Source organism: Epilithonimonas caeni DSM 17710 (assembly GCF_000426465.1).
Lineage (GTDB): Bacteria > Bacteroidota > Bacteroidia > Flavobacteriales > Weeksellaceae > Epilithonimonas > Epilithonimonas caeni.
The window spans coordinates 1-19,924 of record NZ_AUFK01000018.1; the positions used below are offsets into that span (position 1 = coordinate 1).

General features: G+C 36.6%; 17 protein-coding genes. 9 read left to right on the plus strand and 8 right to left on the minus strand.

Features of this window, described 5'->3' with window-relative positions; all coding sequences use genetic code 11:
• Positions 1-316 (plus strand): IS4 family transposase (locus K319_RS20320; RefSeq protein WP_027384182.1); only part of this gene is annotated, 316 nt, incomplete at its 5' end.
• Between the two features lie 49 nt (positions 317-365).
• Here the strand turns inward: K319_RS20320 and K319_RS0111785 are convergent.
• From K319_RS0111785 to K319_RS0111795, 3 genes are all read right to left on the minus strand, one after another.
• Complete coding sequence (locus K319_RS0111785) at positions 366-530, minus strand: hypothetical protein (RefSeq protein WP_027383779.1); 165 nt, start codon at positions 528-530, stop codon at positions 366-368.
• A 295-nt stretch (positions 531-825) separates the two neighbouring features.
• Positions 826-1,836, minus strand: coding sequence for a helix-turn-helix transcriptional regulator (locus K319_RS0111790; RefSeq protein ID WP_027383780.1), 1,011 nt, complete (start codon positions 1,834-1,836; stop codon positions 826-828).
• Positions 1,837-1,986: 150 nt separating this feature from the next.
• On the minus strand, positions 1,987-2,319 hold the full coding sequence (locus K319_RS0111795; RefSeq protein WP_027383781.1) for a HopJ type III effector protein: 333 nt from the start codon (positions 2,317-2,319) through the stop codon (positions 1,987-1,989).
• 95 nt (positions 2,320-2,414) lie between these two features.
• Between K319_RS0111795 and K319_RS0111800 the strand changes: the two genes are divergently transcribed.
• Genes K319_RS0111800 through K319_RS20325 form a run of 5 tightly spaced genes read left to right on the plus strand, consistent with a single transcriptional unit; the run spans position 2,415 to position 7,453 of the window.
• The gene (locus K319_RS0111800) at positions 2,415-3,797 is read left to right on the plus strand and encodes an RtcB family protein (protein ID WP_027383782.1); all 1,383 of its coding nucleotides are present in this window, start codon (positions 2,415-2,417) and stop codon (positions 3,795-3,797) included.
• 33 nt (positions 3,798-3,830) lie between these two features.
• Complete coding sequence (locus K319_RS0111805) at positions 3,831-4,166, plus strand: hypothetical protein (protein ID WP_027383783.1); 336 nt, start codon at positions 3,831-3,833, stop codon at positions 4,164-4,166.
• Positions 4,144-4,893 carry a nucleotidyltransferase domain-containing protein gene (locus tag K319_RS0111810; protein ID WP_027383784.1) on the plus strand — a complete coding sequence of 250 codons (750 nt, stop codon included), beginning with the start codon at positions 4,144-4,146 and terminating at the stop codon, positions 4,891-4,893. The genes K319_RS0111805 and K319_RS0111810 overlap by 23 nt, the downstream gene beginning before the upstream one ends.
• Before the next feature lie 5 nt (positions 4,894-4,898).
• Positions 4,899-5,960 (plus strand): DNA polymerase beta superfamily protein, encoded by a 1,062-nt coding sequence (locus tag K319_RS0111815; protein ID WP_027383785.1) that lies wholly within the window; start codon positions 4,899-4,901, stop codon positions 5,958-5,960.
• A gap of 56 nt (positions 5,961-6,016) precedes the next feature.
• The gene (locus K319_RS20325) at positions 6,017-7,453 is read left to right on the plus strand and encodes a serine hydrolase (RefSeq protein WP_051230636.1); all 1,437 of its coding nucleotides are present in this window, start codon (positions 6,017-6,019) and stop codon (positions 7,451-7,453) included.
• A 165-nt stretch (positions 7,454-7,618) separates the two neighbouring features.
• Here the strand turns inward: K319_RS20325 and K319_RS21100 are convergent, their stop codons facing one another.
• Entirely contained in the window at positions 7,619-8,749 is a 1,131-nt protein-coding gene (locus K319_RS21100) for a hypothetical protein (protein ID WP_027383786.1), read from the minus strand.
• Positions 8,750-8,926: 177 nt separating this feature from the next.
• A complete protein-coding gene (locus tag K319_RS20335; protein ID WP_034671723.1) occupies positions 8,927-10,468 on the minus strand; it encodes a helix-turn-helix domain-containing protein in 1,542 nt (513 codons plus the stop codon).
• A 223-nt stretch (positions 10,469-10,691) separates the two neighbouring features.
• Between K319_RS20335 and K319_RS0111835 the strand changes: the two genes are divergently transcribed.
• Together K319_RS0111835 and K319_RS0111840 are read left to right on the plus strand one after the other, a co-directional pair.
• Positions 10,692-12,116: a hypothetical protein gene (locus K319_RS0111835; protein WP_027383787.1), complete on the plus strand. Its 1,425-nt coding sequence runs from the start codon at positions 10,692-10,694 to the stop codon at positions 12,114-12,116.
• A 180-nt stretch (positions 12,117-12,296) separates the two neighbouring features.
• The gene (locus tag K319_RS0111840) at positions 12,297-12,701 is read left to right on the plus strand and encodes a hypothetical protein (RefSeq protein WP_156907095.1); all 405 of its coding nucleotides are present in this window, start codon (positions 12,297-12,299) and stop codon (positions 12,699-12,701) included.
• 47 nt (positions 12,702-12,748) lie between these two features.
• On the opposite strand, the gene K319_RS0111845 is transcribed toward K319_RS0111840, so the two are convergent.
• The 3 genes from K319_RS0111845 to K319_RS0111855 form a co-directional block, all read right to left on the minus strand.
• Entirely contained in the window at positions 12,749-15,010 is a 2,262-nt protein-coding gene (locus K319_RS0111845; RefSeq protein WP_027383789.1) for a polyribonucleotide nucleotidyltransferase, read from the minus strand.
• A 149-nt stretch (positions 15,011-15,159) separates the two neighbouring features.
• Positions 15,160-16,794, minus strand: coding sequence for an ABC1 kinase family protein (locus tag K319_RS0111850; protein ID WP_027383790.1), 1,635 nt, complete (start codon positions 16,792-16,794; stop codon positions 15,160-15,162).
• A 65-nt stretch (positions 16,795-16,859) separates the two neighbouring features.
• Positions 16,860-17,174, minus strand: a complete 315-nt coding sequence (locus tag K319_RS0111855; protein WP_027383791.1) for a DUF4286 family protein — start codon at positions 17,172-17,174, stop codon at positions 16,860-16,862.
• 147 nt (positions 17,175-17,321) lie between these two features.
• Here K319_RS0111855 and gyrA point away from each other — a divergent pair, with 147 nt between their 5' ends.
• Entirely contained in the window at positions 17,322-19,916 is a 2,595-nt protein-coding gene (gene gyrA, locus K319_RS0111860; RefSeq protein ID WP_027383792.1) for a DNA gyrase subunit A, read from the plus strand.
• Positions 19,917-19,924: the final 8 nt, after the last annotated feature.

Consider the following 19,924-nt stretch of genomic DNA (forward strand, 5'->3'; position numbering starts at 1 on the left):
TCTGACCAACGAATTTAAACTCTCTGCCAAGGAAATTTCTGATTATTACAGAAAGCGGTGGGACATTGAAGTGTTTTTCAGGTTCCTGAAACAGGAACTCAACCTAAGTCACCTGGTTTCAATGAACAAGAACGGGATTGAAGTGATGGTCTATATGACAATGATTGCAGCGATGCTTTTGTTGATCTACAAAAAAGCCAATAATCTGGGCTACAAAACCGCTAAAAGACGAATAGCCATGGAGCTCCGGGATATGATAACTGCTATTCTAATCATATTTGCAGGAGGCGACCCAGGTAAAGTTTTTAAAACATAAAAAATGGTCGGAATTTCTTCCGACCATGACTAGAATATTTCCCGCTTTTTTAGTTTTTACCCCTTGATAGAAGCCACATTACTAAGCCGATCACACCGACTACAAGGATAATTCCCCACCACATACCGGCTTTGAAAATTGTTTCTATTGCTTCGCAGCTTGTTAACAATCCTAAGATTAGGAATAATGGAAGAATATTGATATATTTTTTCATAATTTATTTATTTGTGCTGAAAATCCAAAACTTAAGCCAAAATGTTATTTTTTTGATAAAAATTGGAATTAGGATTTTATTTTTCACATAAATTGCTAAAAACAAAACCACCGAAAATCAGTGGTTATTGGTTTATGCTTTAATAGTTTTTTTTAATTTTATTTTTATTCGTCCTCTCTTCTATCTTGTTCACGATATACCCGATAACAAAAGGGGCAAGCCAAGTGAGTGCCATTCTTAACAATCTTGATTTCATATCTTTAAATTTTTTAAGATTATTACAAGAAATGCGCCATTATTGATTTTCATCAGAACTGTAATTCTGAACGGCTTCTTTTAAGCTTTTATAAATTCTTTGCTTTAATTTTCTGGGAGCCAAAACTTTGATAAACTCTCCCATTCCGAGGATCGTTCTTTCTAATTCGAAATTCAGCTGAACACAGATTTTGAAAGTTGTTCCCATTTCGTCTTCTTTTATAATTTCCTGAGAATGATGAAAAGGTTTGGTTTTCACATAAGGCGCGTGCTTTTGAGTGATAAAAAAAATCACATTTTGAGGACGTTGTGTCTCGGAAACCGTTGCGCCGATCACTTCTCCGAAATATCTGTCCGCATTGAAATCTTTGTCGATATATTCGATTTTGTCTTCAATGGTAATTTCTTCCATTCTGTCCAAGGCTAGATTCATGATCTTGTTCTTGTGCCAACAGATGAGAAACCAACGGTTATTATATTCCTTTAATAATTGTGGATGTACGATGTACTTATTGGATTCTCTGGCTTTGAAACTTTTGTAAAGAATATTCAAGACCTTTTTATTGAGGATACTTTCGTAAAGAATATCAATGTGTTCAAGACCTTTTAGCTGTTCGTTTTTATCAAGATGAATAATGGATTTCTGATTGGTCGACTGAATCGAATCTTCCAATTTTTGGATTACACCGTTCATCTCCCTGAACATTGAAAAATCCTTGAACTGTTTCAGAATCTGGACGGCGTTATTCATTGCCTTCAAATCATTTTCATTGACGGAAATATTATGAATACTGTAATCCGGATCGCTGTATCGATAATATCTTCTTTCATAAACTTCGATTGGCGCTTCATAACCGAACTTCTCACTTCGCATATTCTGAAGGTCCAATTGAATGGTTCGTTTACTAACAAAAGATTCTTTGCCTTCAAATTCAAACAAAGCTTCGGAACATTCATCCATCAGATCTTCCAAAGTATATTTTTTATACTTATTCTTCAGACATTTGTCTAACGTTTTGTAACGGATAAGTGCGTTTTTATTTGAAGACATTTTGTTGAATTTAAGTTATACACAAAGGCACAAATTTTATTTAATTCAAATATTTTTAAGGCAAAAGACTCAAAATTTAATTTCGAAGATAAAATCCTAGCGCTTTAAAAACATAATATTATTATTTCCATTGTGCCTTTGTGTTAAAAATTATTTCTTAGCTAAAGCCTCTCCCTCAAACAAAACCCCGTCCCAACCAAACTCGATAAAATTTCTGATATTCTGATGGTCTGTCCTTTCTGGATTCTGTAAAACATCAGTTCTGTAAAAATCTCCGAATAAAGCCAAAGTCTCTTCCTTCGAAAGTTGATTCAATTTTGCAAAACTGAAAACTTTGCACGAACCATTATTTTGATCGGCTTCATTGACTGTATTTCCATTTGTGAACTTTGTTGGGGTAAAATCATAATTTTCATCAATAAAAGCAATGACACCTTTGAAATCAATTATTTCTGGTGAGTTTTTCAGCTGTTCTAAAATCATTTTAATAAAATTTCATCAAAAATACCTAAATAATTTCACTACGCAAAAACATTGCGCACCTGCATACTTACTTTGCATCATCAAATAATAACAAAATGAAAACAATTACAGGAAATGATTTGATCGCTTTAGGATTCACACCGAAAAAATGGTTTGCCGAAGCTTTGCAATATATCAACGAAAATAACCTTGATGAAACTCAAATGAAAGAATATCTGGAACAGTTTAGATCTCCGGAACCAATTTCATTATTGGATATTCCTGCTGAATTTATCATCAACATCAGAGCAGAAGATGAAAGCGAAAATGACAACGTAGAAAAAGTCATCAACACAATGAATGTCCTGATGAAAACTCCGACTTTAATTGGCGGTGCGATTATGCCGGATGCTTGTCCAACCGGACCGGAAGGTCATATCCCTGTTGGCGGCGTTGTGGTGGCGAAAAATGCGATTCATCCGGGATTTCATAGCGCAGATATCTGCTGTTCTGTGATGCTGACGGACTTTGGAAAAATCAATCCGAAAGAAGTTTTGAATGCAGCTCATTCTATCACGCATTTCGGTTACGGAGGAAGACCAAGAGGAGAACAAATGCCGATGTCTCAGGATTTGATGGATGCTTTCAGAGAAAATCTTTTCCTGAATGATGAAAACCTGATTAGCATCGCTCGTTCGCATATGGGAACTCAGGGTGACGGAAACCACTTTTTATTTGTCGGAATTTCTAAAAACACGGGAAACACAATGCTAGTGACACATCACGGTTCCAGAGCGCCTGGTGCAAAATTGTACGACAAAGGAATGAAAGTCGCCAACCGCTTCCGAATGGAACTTTCGCCGGAAACATTGAAGGAAAACGCCTGGATTCCGTTTGAAACTGAGGAAGGACAGCAATATTGGGAAGCTTTGCAATTAATCAGAAAATGGACTAAAGAAAACCACGAATCCATCCATAACGCGACTTTGGAAAAATTAAATATCGAAAAACTGAACAGATATTGGAACGAACATAATTTTGTATTCAGAGACGGAGATCTATTCTACCATGCGAAAGGAGCAACGCCGCTGGACGACAAATTTTTGCCGGATATTACAGGCCCAAGACTGATTCCTCTGAATATGGCGGAACCTGTATTGATTGTCCAAGGGACAACGAACGACAGAAATTTAGGTTTTGCTCCTCACGGAGCAGGGAGAAACTTCAGCAGAAGTTTTCATAAAAAATCTCTGGCACATAAAACCATTGATGAAGTTTTTGCTGAGGAAACACCAGGTCTGGATATCAGATTTTTCACCAATGAAATTGATATTTCCGAATTGCCAAGTGCCTACAAAAGCGCCAAAAATGTAAGGGCACAAATTGAAGAATACGGACTTTGCGAAATTCTGGATGAAGTGATGCCTTATGGTTGTATTATGGCAGGAGATGTTGGGAAAAATGCGCCCTGGAAGAGGAAGAAGAAATTTAGAAAATAAATTTATTAGTTTCCATAACTTTAAAAGCAGACTATGAAAAATCTCTACAACAAAGGTAAATATCGTTCATTTGAATATGCAAAACATTTGCGTCCATTTCTAAAAAGAATCGGAAACAAAAAATGGCGAAAAACTGAAAAGCAGGAAATTGAAAATCAATTGAAGGATTTTGTTCGATTTCAGAAAGCCAGAAAGAAAAAACAATTTAAAATTTGGGTAAAAATCACAACAGAAGATAATGCTAGAAAATATTCAGAGTACAAAAATTTTTATTCTGAAAAATCATTTCAAGATTCCATTAAAAGAAATTCTGTAACACATTTTTTTATCCTAAAAAATAAAAACAATGAAAACAAAAATAATAGATAAATTAAAAACTCTTGAAAAAGAGAAAAATATAGAGATACTTTTCGCGATAGAATCAGGAAGTCGTTCTTGGGGATTTGCTTCTCCAGACAGCGATTATGATATACGTTTTATATACAAGCATCCGGTAGACTGGTATCTTTCCCCTTGGGAAAAACGGGACACGATAGAATTTATGACAGAAGATGATTTGGATGGTTCTGGTTGGGATTTGAAGAAGACTTTTCATTTATTGAACAAATCCAACGTTCCACTCTTGGAGCATTTGTTTTCACATATACTTTATATAAAAAACGATGCTTTTTTGGAAAAGGTGCTACCTTTAGCAAAAGAAGCTTTTTCTCCTGTTTCGGTAGTTTTCCATTATTTATCAATAAGTAAAAAATATTTGGAATCGTGTAATAAAGAGGAAGTGAAGCTTAAAGATTATTTCTATTGCTTAAGGACAACTTTAGCCTCAAAATGGGTGGTTGAGAAAGGAACTTTTCCGCCGTTAATATTTCACGAAATGTTAGATTTGTTGCCTGAAAATATATTTGATAAAGTTCAATTTTTATTGAATGTAAAATCTGAGAACGGAGAAAAATATTTCCACACTCAGGATTGGGAACTTTTTGAGTATCTCAAATCAGAGATAGAAAATCTTTCAGAAAAAGCAAAAACTTTGAGAGCAGGAAATCTTGATAAATCAGAAGCTGAAAAAGTATTTGTAGAATTATTAAAATCATAATCATGATAACCATTGATTTTTTAAAAGAAAACAACCTCATCCTTTTCGAAGCCATTTCCGGAAGCAAGTCTTTCGGATTGGCAACGGAAAATTCGGATACAGATATAAAAGGCGTTTTTTATTTGCCGAAAGATTTATTTTATGGTTTAGAATATATTCAGCAGATTTCTAATGAAACTAATGATATTGTCTATTATGAAATCGGGCGTTTTGTTGAACTTCTATTAAAAAACAATCCGAATATTCTGGAAATTCTCGCAACACCAGAAGATTGTATTCTTTACAAACATCCGATAATGGATAAGTTTTGTCAAGAAGATTTTCTGTCAAAACTTTGTAAAGATACTTTTGGCGGATATGCGTCAACTCAGATTCAGAAAGCAAGAGGACTTAATAAAAAGATTGTGAATCCGGTTGAAAAAGGACGAAAAGGGATTCTTGATTTTTGTGTGGTTTTGGAATACTCAAATTCAATTGCAGCTAAAGATTGGTTAAAGGTAAGAAGCTTTGTACAGGAAAATTGCGGTTTGGTAAAAATGCCAAATTCAAAAGGCGTTTTTGCTTTGTTTTATGATATAATCGGAGATAAAAACTACAACGGAATTTTTAAAAATGAAGATTCTAACGAAGTCAGTCTATCATCCGTTCCAAAAGAAGAAAAGCCAGAAGCCTATTTATTTTTCAATCAGGACGCCTATTCTACTTACTGCAAAAGTTATAAAGAATATTGGGATTGGGTAGCAAAAAGAAATGAAGACCGATACAATACCAATCAAAAGCACGGAAAAAACTACGACAGCAAAAATATGATGCATACGATTCGGCTTTTGCAATCGGCTGTTAATATTTTCAAGAATAATAAGATTGAAATACGTGTTAAAAACCGCAATGAGCTTTTGGATATCAAAGCCGGAAATCGGGATTATGATGATTTGCTTTTATTAGCTGACCAATTAATCAAAGAATTGAACTTATTAGCGAAAAGTTCTTCATTACCAGATTTTCCTGATAAAGAAAAAGTTGAGAGAACATTAATAGAAATCAGGGAAGAATTATATCAATATTAACCCAATGTAATTATCCATAGCCTTGAGTTGTCTTAACTCTGGAACATTAAACAAAAATGAAGAAATCAATCCTAATATTATTGACTTTTGCATCACAGATCACTTTTGCACAATTACCTGCAGACAGTATAAAAGCGATAATCAAGCAAGAAGTTAACAACAAAAGAAGCAAAAGTATTGTCGTCGGAATCGTTGATAAAAACGGAAGACAAATCTATTCTGAAGGCGTTTTGAGTGATAAAAATCCCGCTTTGCCAGATGGAAATACAGTTTATGAAATCGGTTCTATCACAAAGGTTTTTACTTCTCTCCTATTGGCGAATATGAGTTTGAAGCACGAAGTTAACCTGAACGACCTGATCTCAAAATATCTTCCGAAAAATGTAAGATCACCTACAAGAAACGGAAAAGAGATTACCTTATCCAATCTCTCCACCCATCGGTCAACTTTCCCGAGATTTCCTTACAATGTTGACCCGAAAAACTTAGACCAGCCTTATGCAGATTATAGCGTGAAACTGTTATATGAATATGTTTCAGATTTCAAACCGGGTTTTGACATCGATTCCAGATGGCAGTATTCCAATGTTGCTTACGGCGTTTTGGGTGAAATTCTGACTTCTGTGGCTCATAAAAAGAATTACGAGTCCTTTGTGCAGGATGTCATTTGCAAGCCTTTAAAGATGAAAAGCACCGTGATCACCTTCACTCCGGAAATCAAAAAAAGAGCAGCAACCGGGCATTCGGAATACGGTGAACCTGTCGATTTTATCGAGCTGGGTGCGATTGAGGCCGGCGGCGGTTTCCGTTCTACAGCCAATGATATGCTCACTTTTGTGGCTGCCAATCTGGGATTCATCCAATCCGATATTTATCCGGCAATGGAACTCACACATCTGCAGCAAGCTAAAAAAGACGGCAATAGAGGTTATGTCACACTCGGCTGGACCTTGCAAAATGACGATGGAAGGTATATTATTTTCAAAGACGGCGGAACGCCAGGATTCAGGACATTTTTAGGGATTGATAAAAAGAATGGATTCGGTGTTGTTGTTCTGTCGAATTCCAATAATGGTGTCACCGATATTGGTAATCACATTATTGATCCTACTTCGAAGATAACACCTTATAAATATCCCTGGAAACTACTGGATACATTGCGAACAACGGTCAATCAATCTGGTGTAGATGGAGGAATCAATCTATATAAAAGATTGAAAATCTCAAAAGCACCAGATCTATATTTCAATGAAAATCAGCTCAATTATCTCGGTCACGAATTAAGGAAAGCCAATAAAATAAATGATGCTATTAAGATATTCGAACTGAATGTCACCGAATATCCAGCTTCTACTCTCCCCTATGAAAATCTTGGCGAAGTTTACAAAAGGAATAATAACAGGAAAAGAGCAGTCGAATGCTTCAGAAAGGCGCAGGAATTGGAACCGGAAAACCCACGCTGGAAGTTTCTTCTTGATAAATTGACAAACTAAAATCATTATCCGTCTCAAAAAGACGGATATTTTTTTCACCCATTTGCTCCCGATAACACAGATCTGCAATCTGCCCTTTCCCGTTACCGCACGAACCAATAATCCAATCCAGAGTTTCCAAGCCCCTGGTATAATTAAATAACTTGTGCTCTCTTTTACATGTTATTAGTTATCCAATTGTTTCCATGCTGAGCCATTCCAGCCGAAAAAATGAGAATTTTGGAATATTATAGTTCCGGCTCCTCCTTGAGGAATAGGAGTAGTTGATCCGTTTACGATGGTATTTGAAATATAGGATGTTGAAATTTTCACAGCTCCGTTTACATCCAGTTTTTCTTTAGGAGTTAGAGAGTTAATGCCTAAATTGTCTTTAATATAATTATATGTGATTGATGTACCTGTTCCCTCATTATCCTGAAAAATACCATATCTGTTTCCGGACACTGTTCCGGAAGTATCTGTGGTAAGAATATAAACTCCGTAGGAATTTCCCATAATATTAGCAGTAGGTTGAATGTCCGTATTTAAATATATTCCATAGTTATTGCCTGAAACTTTTCCACCTGGTCTTGAGTTTACTGAAACACCATAATTATTACCATTTATAGTTGCTGAAGATTTTGGATTCGCAGTAATATCCAGTCCCCAGTTGTCAAATACCTGAGCAGAAGGATTGGCTTCAACCCAGATTCCACGGTTGTTTCCTGCTAAATTGGCTGTTGCATTTGCTCTTAAATAAATTCCCCTGGATTCAGCGGGGGTTTCAGTAATGGGGCTTGCATTTACCTCAATAGCATTCCAATTCCCTTCTGCTTTTGTTACATTAAGCTGTACGGACCCTGTAGTATTTGTTCCTATGCTCACATTTCCCATCTGATATATGTTCTGGGTATTGGCAGTAGCTTCTGTATTTGTGGCACTATTATACCATGGTTCTACATATGAAGGGGTAAATTTTATCCAAACAGTTCCATCAAAATAATAGTATCCTAATGTTGTGACATTAATAGTCTTAGGAGTGACATCATCAGTGGTGGCGGTGGTTGTGTTATTCCCATCTAAAGCCTCAGTGATATATATGATTGCGCCTGTTTGATCTGTAGAATATTTATTGTCTTTCGATTTTAATTCAATTCCTTTCAGTCTGGGAACTATAATACCTTCCGCCGTAGTACCATCTGTCTTCTTTGCGGTAACATCCAGTGTAGCTTTTGGCTCCGGATTATTGATACCCACTTGTGCAGAAACAAAGTAAAATGAAAGGATGGATAATGAGGTTAGAATTTGTTTTTTCATATATGTGTTTTTAGAATTGTTAGTGTTTGCTCAAAAAATTTTGTGATGCAAAGGAACTCCAACAGCAGACGTGAAAAAATAAAAACCCTTTTGAAATTATTAATTTTAGAAGGGCATAATGAGGACAACTTTACTATCAATGAATAATAAAGTTGTTCAAGTGAAATCGTTGTTTTACTAGGTCATCCGTTTATCAGATGAGGATAATAATAAAAACTGAGAAGGAGATAAACCCGTAACTTCCTTAAATTTTGTAGAAAAAGCACTATGAGAAACAAAGCCCGAGTCCTCAGCGAGAAAACTTATCTTGTAATTTCGGTATGTTGGGTTTTCAATTATTTTTTTTGTGATATAGTTAATTCTTAATTCGTTAATGTAGCTGTTGAAATTTTTATTATAATGTTGGTTGATAATTCTGGAAAGATAATTGGAATTGGTATTAAGATGTGATGCTAATTTAGGAAGTGACATATCTTTGTCCCGGAACATTTCTTCATTTTCAAACCCATTAAGTTTTTCTAGAATATCTAATTCTAATTGCGTGTTTATCAATGTTTGTGTACCCGTTGATAAACCTTCAATAATTACTTCAGTCTGTGTTGGATGCTGAGTATGAAGTTGTTTTACATATTCCTGATAAAGTTTTTTCTGTTTTTTCAGTTTAAAAAAGTACCAAAAAGTACTGATGATCAATAGTATTCCAAAGATCAATAGCAGATATAGCAGATTTGAAATTTTATTTTCCTTTTCAGTAATAATTGCGATCTTATCTTTTTTAATTTTATTGACAGCAGTATCAAGTCCCTTTTTATTCTGAGTACTTATTAATTGTTTGTAATGTCTAGCACTATCTGCATAAATACCCGCATTTTTTGTATCCTGAAGTTTCAGATAAAGATCTCTCATACTTTCAAATACTTCAGATTTCATTTCTACCGGAGGAAAAAAGGTGAGTACCATTTTATAGTGGTTTAAAGCCTGAGAATAATTGCCCAGATTTTTCTCTGTTTCTGCCAGACTATGATGTAAATAATTGATATATCTTTGGTTGGGAGCTATCATACTGGCCTCAACCCCCTTATTCAGATAAAATTTTGCACTGTCAAACATTTTCTTCCCATTGTAGGCTGTCCCAATCGCATCACAGGAAAATGCAACAAGATTATTACATTCTTTATTTCTTTTATTATATATTTTTCCGGTATCAACAAGTCTTAGAAATTTTTTATGAACTTTTATTGCTTTATCAAATTGATTATTTTCTAAATAGATATTTCCTAAGGTTGCATAGATTCTGTAGGTTATATCTCTTTTCTGAGGGGGGCTCAAATTTTCAGTATATTTTTGAGCTTGGATAAGATATTCTTCTGCTTCGGAATATAGAGCCATCCGTCCATAAAGTTCACCAGTATTACTGGCAATAATCGCTTTACAGAATAAATCGCTGGATCTATTTGCAAAATCCTGGGCTTTGATCATATAACTTACTGCCGTTTTTTTATCTCCCTTTTCAATATAGCTATTGGCTAAAAAATCACAGGCATAAGCTTTAAAACTCTCAGAATGATTCTCTTTTAATAAAGGTAGGGTTAAAGAGATTTTTTCATCAGGATTTTTTAATGAATTTAATTTATTGATGATACTATCTTCTTTCTTATTGCTTAACTGAGCATTTCCTAAAAAAATAAACAGTAAAAAAAGTAAAAAATAATTTTTCATTTCATTTGTAAAGTTGAGCAAAGTTAGATAAAATAAGTTTTGGAACTGAGAAAACAGTCATTAATTCAACCATTGTAAAATTCTGATTTTCAACATTTTAATTTTTAATATTTTCAGAATTAATAATTTCAAAAGCACATTGCTTCCATTCAATATGCATGTTGGAGTTCCTTTGCATCACAAAATTTTTCGAGCAAACACTAACGATTCTAAAAACACATGTATGAAAAAACGAATTCTAACCTCATTATCCTTCCTTTCATTTTACTTTGTTTCTGCACAAGTGGGCATCAATAATCCGGAGCCAAAAGCTACACTGGATGTTACCGCAAAGAAGACAGATGGCACCACTGCAGAGGGAATTATTGCACCAAGATTGACGGCAGATCAGTTATTTTCAAAAAATGATAAATATGCGGCTGATCAGAAAGGTTCTATTGTTTATGTAACAGAATTAATGAGTAATTCTGACAATCTTATAGACGATACAGAAGATGTAACAGAAATAGGATACTATTATCATGACGGGATAAAATGGAACTCGATGAGGCAAGAGCCCTGGATGATTTCCGGGACAGGTACCAAGGCAAGTGACAATTTGCAAGATATCTATCAGATGGGAAGTGTTTCTATAGGAGATTCCTATGGAGAGGGAAAACTTAGTGTGAAAAATATAGAGGCAGGTAATCTTCCTGGAAATTCTTATGGTATTTTCAACCAGTCCACAACCAACAGGCAAGGTCAGAAATATGGAATTTTCAACACAATAACGGATAATTCAACAGCAGGTAGCCCACATTATCTGGCAGGTATATTATCACAGGTTTATGATGTTTCTACTACCCAGAAACAAGGTACGGCAGGTGAATTTGAGTATAATTTGAATACCGGCAGAGACAATACTTATGGTTTTAATGGCACACAAACATTCATGAATATTACTCCAACAGGAGGAAATATTAATATGAATTACGGTTCATCCGTCTCAGGCAGACTAAATGCCAATGCAACAGGGGGAAATTTACAAACCGCCGGACTTCGTATTTATGATGGTGAGATTAATGTTAATGTACCATCAGGACGTTCTTTCAGAGCAAATGTAAATACCATAGGTGTAAATTCTATTATAAAGTTTAATGCAAATGGTGGTACATTATATTCTAGGGATATGGTTGGTAACAACAGTGCCAATCAGCTTACAGGAGCTTCAGGTATCATCAATGTGACTAATCTTACTTCTTTTTCGGCATCTAATGAAATAATGGGAACAAGTACCAAGAATATTAATGTGGTAAAAGGAATTAATATCAACTTGTATCAGGATGCAGATAGTGTAGGTAATACAACCATAAATAATGCATATGGTGTTTACATCAATGCCTATAAAACACCAGGTGTAAGTGCAGCTAATGCCTATAATCTATATTCTCAAGGAGCAGATACTAAAAATTACTTTCAGGGAAGAATTGGTATTGGTCAAATTACTCCTGCAGCTCAATTACATATTGTAAAACAGGCTGCTGATATAACGCCTGCAGTTATAGAAGGATGTGGCGTATATGCAGACAATACGGAAGCATCTGCTGCAGGTTTGCCTGTTGGAGCGCTCTATCGTACAGCTACGGGGGTACTAATGATAAGATATTAAACGAATGTCGGCATGTAATGTAGTGCTTACTGAATCCCGATAGCTGGGATCCACACTCCCTCACGACAAACCCAAACCCTGGCCTCCCGCTAGGGTTTCCCATTTTCCAATTTAACATAACATCCTGACAACAAAATATTTAACCAAAAAAAATGTTGCAATTCAAAATAAATTCTATATTTGAAAAAACAATTAAAAACACAAATACCTATGTCCTCAAGATCAAAGTTGCAAGATGACCCTAAAAGTCTGAATAATAATATTGATGATATCGATATTGCTTTTTATACACTTCGTTTATTTATAGTGTTTATAGTACTAATTGATGTCGTAGTACCAACATTTTGGGCAATATGTAATTATAAGGCCTTTGTAGAAGAATACGATGGTATTGGCTACTTGATTATTGTATATAGTATTTCTTTTTATTATATTTTTTCCTCGAATAAATCAAAGATAATTGCATTTGCATTTAAACATTTAAAGAAAAAAATATTTCTTCGTAAATGGGTAATAAACATTTCCTTTTATATATCAAGCTTTTTCTCTTTGAATAATAATACTGCCAATAAGACATTAAAATAAAAAAACCACCGGAATTCGGTGGTTTCATATAATAGTTAAGACAAATCTTAAGCCTCATTCAAAGGTTTATGTTCTCCTGGTTGGTCTTTTCCTTCAGGATTTACATTTCCTTCCGGTCTCGCTGGTCTGTCGGGTCTGTTTTGCCCTTCCGGTCTTGGACCTCTTTGCTCACCTTCCTTCTTCTCTGGTCTTGGTGGTCTTGGCAACAAAACTTTTCTGGAAAGTTTCATTTTCTTACGGTCATCATAACCCATGAATTTCACCTCAACCTCATCGCCTTCTTTATAAGGAACTTTATCGAGACGTGACCATTCGATCTCAGAGATGTGAAGTAACCCTTCAGTACCCTTTGCGATCGCTACGAAAGCACCGAAATCCATAACCTTCACCACTTTACCTTTGTAAACTTCACCTACGACCGGTACGAAAGTAATTTCATTGATCTTCGCAATCGCTTCATTGATCTTCTCTCTGCTGACACCGGAAATCTCGATTCTTCCGATCTCTCCGATCTCTTCGATAGCGATAACCGTATCAGTATCTTTCTGCATCTGCTGAATGATCTTTCCACCAGGTCCGATTACAGCACCTATGAAATCTTTAGGGATTTCCATCATCACCATTTTCGGAGCGTGTGGTTTCACATCAGCTCTTGGCTCGGCAATCGTTTCCGTTATTTTATCTAGGATGTGGAGTCTTCCTTCTTTTGCCTGCAGAAGCGCTTTCTCCATAATATCCATAGAAAGTCCCTGGATTTTGATGTCCATCTGGCAAGCGGTGATCCCGTCTGCTGTTCCGGTTACTTTGAAGTCCATATCACCCAAGTGGTCTTCGTCTCCCAAGATATCAGAAAGCACAGTATATTTCCCTGTTTTCACATCGGTCACCAATCCCATTGCAATCCCGGAAACCGGCTTGTGAATCTGAACACCAGCATCCATCAATGCCAAAGTTCCGGCACAAACAGTTGCCATAGAAGATGAACCATTTGATTCCAGAATATCAGAAACGATACGGATCGTGTAAGGGTTTTCTTCCGGGATCATATTGGCCAAAGCTCTTTGAGCCAGATTCCCGTGACCAACTTCTCTTCTTGAAGTTCCTCTCAAAGGACGAGCTTCACCGGTTGAGAACGGAGGGAAGTTATAATGTAAGAAAAATCTCTCGTCATAATTCACCATTACACTGTCCACCATGTTCGCATCTTTTACCGAACCAAGAGTTACGGCAGTCAAAGATTGTGTTTCACCTCTTGTGAAGATAGCAGAACCGTGCGCTCCAGGCAAATAATCGATTTCTGACCAGATTGGACGAATCGTTTGTGGGTCACGACCATCAAGACGGATCTTATCATTCAAGATCATCTGACGCATCGCTTCTTTTTCCACATCGTGGTAATATACTTTTACAAAAGGAGTTACTCTTTCCAGCTCTTCTGCATCATCAACATATTGAGCTAAAAATTCATCACGGACCGCTTTGAATTTCTCACCTCTTTCTTCTTTACTGGAAGGTGTTTTCGCTACTTCGTAAACTTTATCATAAGTTTCTTTCCACACTTTTTCACGGATCGCTTCGTCGTGAACTTCGTGGTTGTATTCTCTTTTAGGGAAAGATCTTCCAACTTTGGCTGCCAATCTTTCCTGGGCCTCTACTTGTTTTTTGATTTCTTCGTGGGCAAAAGTGATCGCTTCAAGCATTTCTGCTTCAGTGATCTCTTTCATTTCCCCTTCCACCATTACGATAGAATCCTTAGTCGCTCCAACCATAATATCAAGGTCAGAATTTTTAAGGTCAGCATAATTAGGATTGATAGATAGTTTACCATCGATTCTTACTACCCTTACCTCAGACATTGGTCCGTTGAAAGGAATATCAGTAATTGCGATGGCGGAAGAAGCCGCAAGACCTGCCAGATCATCAGGAATCGACTCTCCGTCATAAGAAATCAATGAAATCATCACCTGAACTTCCGCATGGAAATCCTCTGGGAACAAAGGTCTCAAAACTCTGTCTACCAAACGCATCGTTAAGATCTCTTGGTCTGAAGGACGAGCTTCTCTTCTGAAAAAGTTTCCGGGGATTTTACCACCTGCATAGAATTTTTCTCTGTAATCAACTGTTAAAGGTAAAAAGTCCACGCCGGGATTGGCTTCTTTGTTGGCTACGACTGTTGCTAAAAGCATAGTTCCGCCCATTTTTACTACTACAGATCCATCGGCTTGTTTTGCCAGTTTCCCTGTTTCGATTGTGATTTCTCTGCCGTCTGCAAGAGTAATCAGCTCTGTAATTGCTTGAGGTACACTCATAAAATTGTTTTGTTGCACTCCGTATTGAGTGCTTTTAATTAATGTATTTCGTCTAAAATTTGGTGCAAATTTAATGTATTTATTTGAATATCATTAACAGGTATCAAAACAAGTATTTTTTAAACGGTGTGAAGTACAATTATTACAAATTATCTCCGCGTAATTCTTAGTAAAAGAATGACAACAAGTACAACCGAAAACACTGACCCCAAAACAGCGACCAAGGACATTTCTCCGATCCTGGGACCGGATTCTGAAACAAAAACAATTGCCGTTGCCACGATATTCGCTCCCAAGACCATCGCTAAAATCAAATTGACAATACTAGACCTGATCAGTTGATTGGTCTTTTCAATATTTTTGATCTCACTTGAAATGGTAAATTTATTATCATCTAATTTCTGCAAAACTGAGCGAAGCTCTTTCGGAATTTCATCCACATTATCTGTGAAATTAATGATCTTATCCATTCCGTTTTTCAGGAGTTTTTTGGGGCTAATTTTCCTCGTGAGTATCTTTTTAGTGTAAGGATGCAGGCTTTTCACAATATCCAGATCAGGATTGATCGTTCTTCCAACACCTTCTATCAAGCCAATTCCTTTGAATAAAAGGTAAAAATAATCCGGCATATAAAGTTGGTTGTCTTTCAACACATCTTTCATTTTGTTGATGATGATATGCGGATCAATGTCTTTCAAAGAACTGCTGTGAACGAAATTCAAAACCTCTTCTACATCATTTTCAAATTTTCTTTCGTCCGGGATCTCATAGCTGACCGCCATCTTTTTGAGAGACCTTACGATTTTATTAGAATTTTTCGCCACGAAAGCAACGATAAGACTTTCAAGGATTTCCTTATCATTCGGCTGAATTTTCCCGACCGCACCGAAATCTATGAAAACCACCTTCCCATCTTTTTTCACCAAAATATTTCCTGCATGGGGATCGGCGTGGAAGAATCCGTAATCCAAAATCTGGGAAACGAATAACCTTAGTCCAATTTCAGAAATTTTGATTGGATCAATATTATATTTCAAAAGTCCGGTTCTGTCTGTGACTTTGATCCCATCGATAAACTCCATACAAAGGACATTATTATTGGAAAATTCGTCATAGACAACCGGAACGTAGGTTTCCTTGTTATTTTTAAAATTCAGGGAAAACTGCTTGATATTATTCCTTTCGTTAACCAAAGAAACCTCTTCCAGCAAAGACTTTTCGAAGGTAGCAATGGCTTGTTTCAAATTCAATTTAGAAGCAATTTCAGAATAGGCTGAGATCAGCTTGACCAAATCTTTAATGAGAAGCAGATCGTCTTCTATAATACTAAGAACATCCGGCTTTTTGATCTTAAGAATAACATCTTCGCCAGAGATCAAAGTTGCCTTATAAACTTGTGCAATAGATGCGGTTGCCAAAGGTTTTGAAATGATCTCCGCAAAATGTTCCTTAACTGAAATATTGAATTCATTTTCAAGGATCTCCTCTACATCCATATCAACAACTTCTACACGATCCTGAAGTTTCTGAAGCTCATGGATCAGATCCGGCGGAAGCAGGTCCTCACGGTTGCTAAATGTCTGTCCAAGCTTCACAAAAGTTGGCCCCAATTCTTCTAAGACCAATCGGATTCTTTCATAAACGGTTCCTTTTGAAATGATTTCGTCAGAAATTATTTCAGGCTTTTTTCCCATTCGAGAAATCAAGTCTCTGAAACCATATTTACTCAATACAGAAATCAGCCTTGCAGATCTTTTTAGTTTTCGTTGTTGCTTATCAAACATATCTATAGAAATAAAAGGAGCTACAAAGTAACTCCAAAAATTATTCCTCCCAAGTAATGAATTATTTAAAATCTTTTCTTTTTAGGATTAAGAAAAGTAGGAAAGACCATCACTTCGGGACCAAATTTTTGCGAAATTCTTTCCTCAAGATTCACCAATTCGCTTTCCATAAACTGATCGCGGATATCGTCATTATCAAACAATAGAAAAAGGTTGGTGTTCTTACCTTCATTTACCATATCGGAATGAACTTCAGACAGTATATATTTTTCTACATCAATGAGATTTTCCACCATTTGATGCAGATCATTTTCCACATAGATATCCCACTCTTCTATTCTATCTTCTGTCGTGTGGAATGTAACGCTAAGGATGCTCATATTTTTAATTTTTTATGATTAATGTTGATAAATTCAGAATGCAAAAATCGGTTTTTTTTTGTAAATTAGCCCGTTATAAAAAACAGAAAAACTCAACAGGTCAGAATCTAATGTAGATTTCTGATTTACAATAAATTAAAAATATTTATGCATAAGGAAGGAGAAAGGTTAATACCGATCAACATTGTTGACGAAATGAGAACCTCCTATATCGATTATTCGATGTCGGTAATTGTATCAAGAGCTTTACCAGATGTAAGAGACGGACTGAAACCCGTGCACAGACGTGTTCTCTACGGTATGTATGGCCTCAATGTATTTTCTAACAGAAAACATCTGAAATCTGCGAGAATTGTTGGAGACGTTCTAGGTAAATATCACCCGCACGGCGACAGCTCGGTTTACGATGCAATGGTAAGAATGGCGCAACCGTGGAGTTTGCGTTACGAACAAGTCGACGGTCAGGGTAACTTTGGGTCAATGGATGGCGATCCACCTGCAGCAATGCGTTACACGGAAGCAAGACTTAAGAAGATATCTGACGAGATCCTTGCCGACCTTGATAAAGATACCGTTGATTTCCAAAATAACTTCGACGACTCTTTGCAGGAACCTACCGTTCTTCCTACAAGAATTCCAAATCTTTTGGTAAACGGAACCTCCGGAATTGCTGTTGGTATGGCGACCAATATGGCGCCCCATAACTTATCTGAAAGTATAGATGCAATATGTGCTTATATCGATGACAAAGAAATTACGATCGATGAATTGATGAAGCACATCATCGCACCAGACTTCCCCACAGGCGGAATTATATATGGTTACGATGGTGTCCGTGATGCTTTCCATACCGGAAGAGGACGTATCGTTCTAAGAGCAAAAGTTGGTTTCGAAGAAATTGGAAACAGGAATGCCATCATTGTAACAGAAGTGCCTTACCAAGTGAACAAGGCAGAAATGATCGCCAGAACTGCCGAATTGGTAAAAGACGAAAAGCTTCCCGGAATTTATGAGATCCGTGATGAATCCGACAGGAACGGATTAAGAATCGTTTATGAATTAAAGAATGATGCGATACCAAATGTCGTATTGAATCTTTTATATAAATATACTTCTCTGCAAACTTCTTTTTCAGTGAATAACATTGCACTAGTCAAAGGAAGACCGGAGCAGCTGAATCTGAAGAACCTTATTCATCATTTCGTAGACCACCGTCACGAAGTGATCGTAAGAAGGACAGAATACGAACTAAGGAAAGCCAAAGAAAGAGCCCACATCCTTGAAGGTTTCATGAAAGTAATAGGAACGCAGGATTCTCTTGACAGGGCGATTGCAATTATCCGTCACAGTGAAAACCCTGCTGCCGCAAAAGAAGGTTTGATTGCGGAATTTGAACTTTCCGAGATCCAGGCCCAGGCGATTCTAGACCTTCGTTTGGCTCGTCTTACCGGAATGGAACTGGACAAGATCCGTGCGGAGTATGAAGAAATAATGGCCTTGATAAAAGACCTGGAAGATATTCTTACAAACGAGCCAAGACGTTATCAGATCATCAAAGACGAACTTCTTGAGATCAAAGAAAAATACGGTGATGAGAGACGTTCAGAGATCGACTATTCTGGTGGAGAGTTCTCTATCGAAGATATTATTCCTGATGAAAAAGTAGTTCTTACGATTTCTCATGCTGGTTATATCAAGAGAACGCTTCTTTCCGAATATAAAGTACAATCCAGAGGTGGTGTCGGAAACAGGGCTGCAACTACAAGAGATGAGGATTTCCTGGAATATATTGTAACGGCAACCAACCACGAATACCTTTTATTCTTCACAGAAAAAGGAAAATGTTTCTGGCTGAGGGTTTTCGAAGTTCCGGAAGGTTCCAAAACGGCAAAAGGAAGAGCTGTTCAGAACTTGATCAACATAGAACCAGATGACAAGATCAAGGCTTACATCAGAACAAAAGACTTAAAGAATCAAGAATACATCAACCAGATGAATGTTGTGATGATCACCAAAAACGGGACCATCAAGAAAACATCTTTGGAAGCATACTCCAGACCAAGAACAAATGGTGTGAATGCCATCGAGATCCGTGACAACGATGCTTTATTAGGGGCAAGATTGACAGACGGAAATTCTGAGATCATGATTGCTACCAAAAATGGAAAATGTATCCGTTTCCCTGAAGAAAAAGCAAGAGCAGTTGGTAGAAGTTCAATTGGTGTAAGAGGTATTTCCCTTGAAGACAACGACGAGGTAATCGGAATGATTGTTGTAAACGATTTGGAAAATGATACTGTTCTAGTAGTTTCGGAAAGAGGTTATGGTAAGAGAACAGCGGTTGAAGACTACCGAGTAACAAACCGTGGAGGAAAAGGTGTGATCACTCTTAATATTACTGAGAAAACCGGTAATCTAATAGCTATTCAAAGCGTAACAGACGAAGACGGATTGATGATCATCAACAAATCAGGTGTTGCCATCCGAATGAATATGAATGAGATGCGTGTGATGGGCAGAAACACCCAGGGTGTGAAAGTCATCAACCTTAAAACTAAAGACGAAATCGCAGCTATCGCCAAAGTTGAAATGGATAGAGATGTAGAAGATGAAAATGAAGAAGGTCTGGAAAACAATGATAATAATACCGAAACAACAGTAGATCAATCGCAAGCAGAAGACACTCCGGGAAATCCTGAAAATGAAAATACCGAAGAATCTTCTGATAATGATAACGAATAAAAAATAAA

What these genes read in the sequence shown, in the direction of transcription:
- K319_RS0111805 (WP_027383783.1), top strand. Translation starts at nt 3,831, where the DNA reads ATGAAAAATCTCTACAACAAAGGTAAATATCGTTCATTTGAATATGCA.
- K319_RS0111845 (WP_027383789.1), bottom strand. Translation starts at nt 15,010, where the DNA reads ATGAGTGTACCTCAAGCAATTACAGAGCTGATTACTCTTGCAGACGGC.
- K319_RS0111800 (WP_027383782.1), top strand. Translation starts at nt 2,415, where the DNA reads ATGAAAACAATTACAGGAAATGATTTGATCGCTTTAGGATTCACACCG.
- K319_RS0111850 (WP_027383790.1), bottom strand. Translation starts at nt 16,794, where the DNA reads ATGTTTGATAAGCAACAACGAAAACTAAAAAGATCTGCAAGGCTGATT.
- K319_RS0111835 (WP_027383787.1), top strand. Translation starts at nt 10,692, where the DNA reads ATGAAAAAACGAATTCTAACCTCATTATCCTTCCTTTCATTTTACTTT.
- K319_RS0111855 (WP_027383791.1), bottom strand. Translation starts at nt 17,174, where the DNA reads ATGAGCATCCTTAGCGTTACATTCCACACGACAGAAGATAGAATAGAA.
- K319_RS0111790 (WP_027383780.1), bottom strand. Translation starts at nt 1,836, where the DNA reads ATGTCTTCAAATAAAAACGCACTTATCCGTTACAAAACGTTAGACAAA.
- K319_RS0111785 (WP_027383779.1), bottom strand. Translation starts at nt 530, where the DNA reads ATGAAAAAATATATCAATATTCTTCCATTATTCCTAATCTTAGGATTG.
- K319_RS0111795 (WP_027383781.1), bottom strand. Translation starts at nt 2,319, where the DNA reads ATGATTTTAGAACAGCTGAAAAACTCACCAGAAATAATTGATTTCAAA.
- K319_RS0111810 (WP_027383784.1), top strand. Translation starts at nt 4,144, where the DNA reads ATGAAAACAAAAATAATAGATAAATTAAAAACTCTTGAAAAAGAGAAA.
- K319_RS20335 (WP_034671723.1), bottom strand. Translation starts at nt 10,468, where the DNA reads ATGAAAAATTATTTTTTACTTTTTTTACTGTTTATTTTTTTAGGAAAT.
- gyrA (WP_027383792.1), top strand. Translation starts at nt 17,322, where the DNA reads ATGCATAAGGAAGGAGAAAGGTTAATACCGATCAACATTGTTGACGAA.
- K319_RS20325 (WP_051230636.1), top strand. Translation starts at nt 6,017, where the DNA reads ATGAAGAAATCAATCCTAATATTATTGACTTTTGCATCACAGATCACT.
- K319_RS21100 (WP_027383786.1), bottom strand. Translation starts at nt 8,749, where the DNA reads ATGAAAAAACAAATTCTAACCTCATTATCCATCCTTTCATTTTACTTT.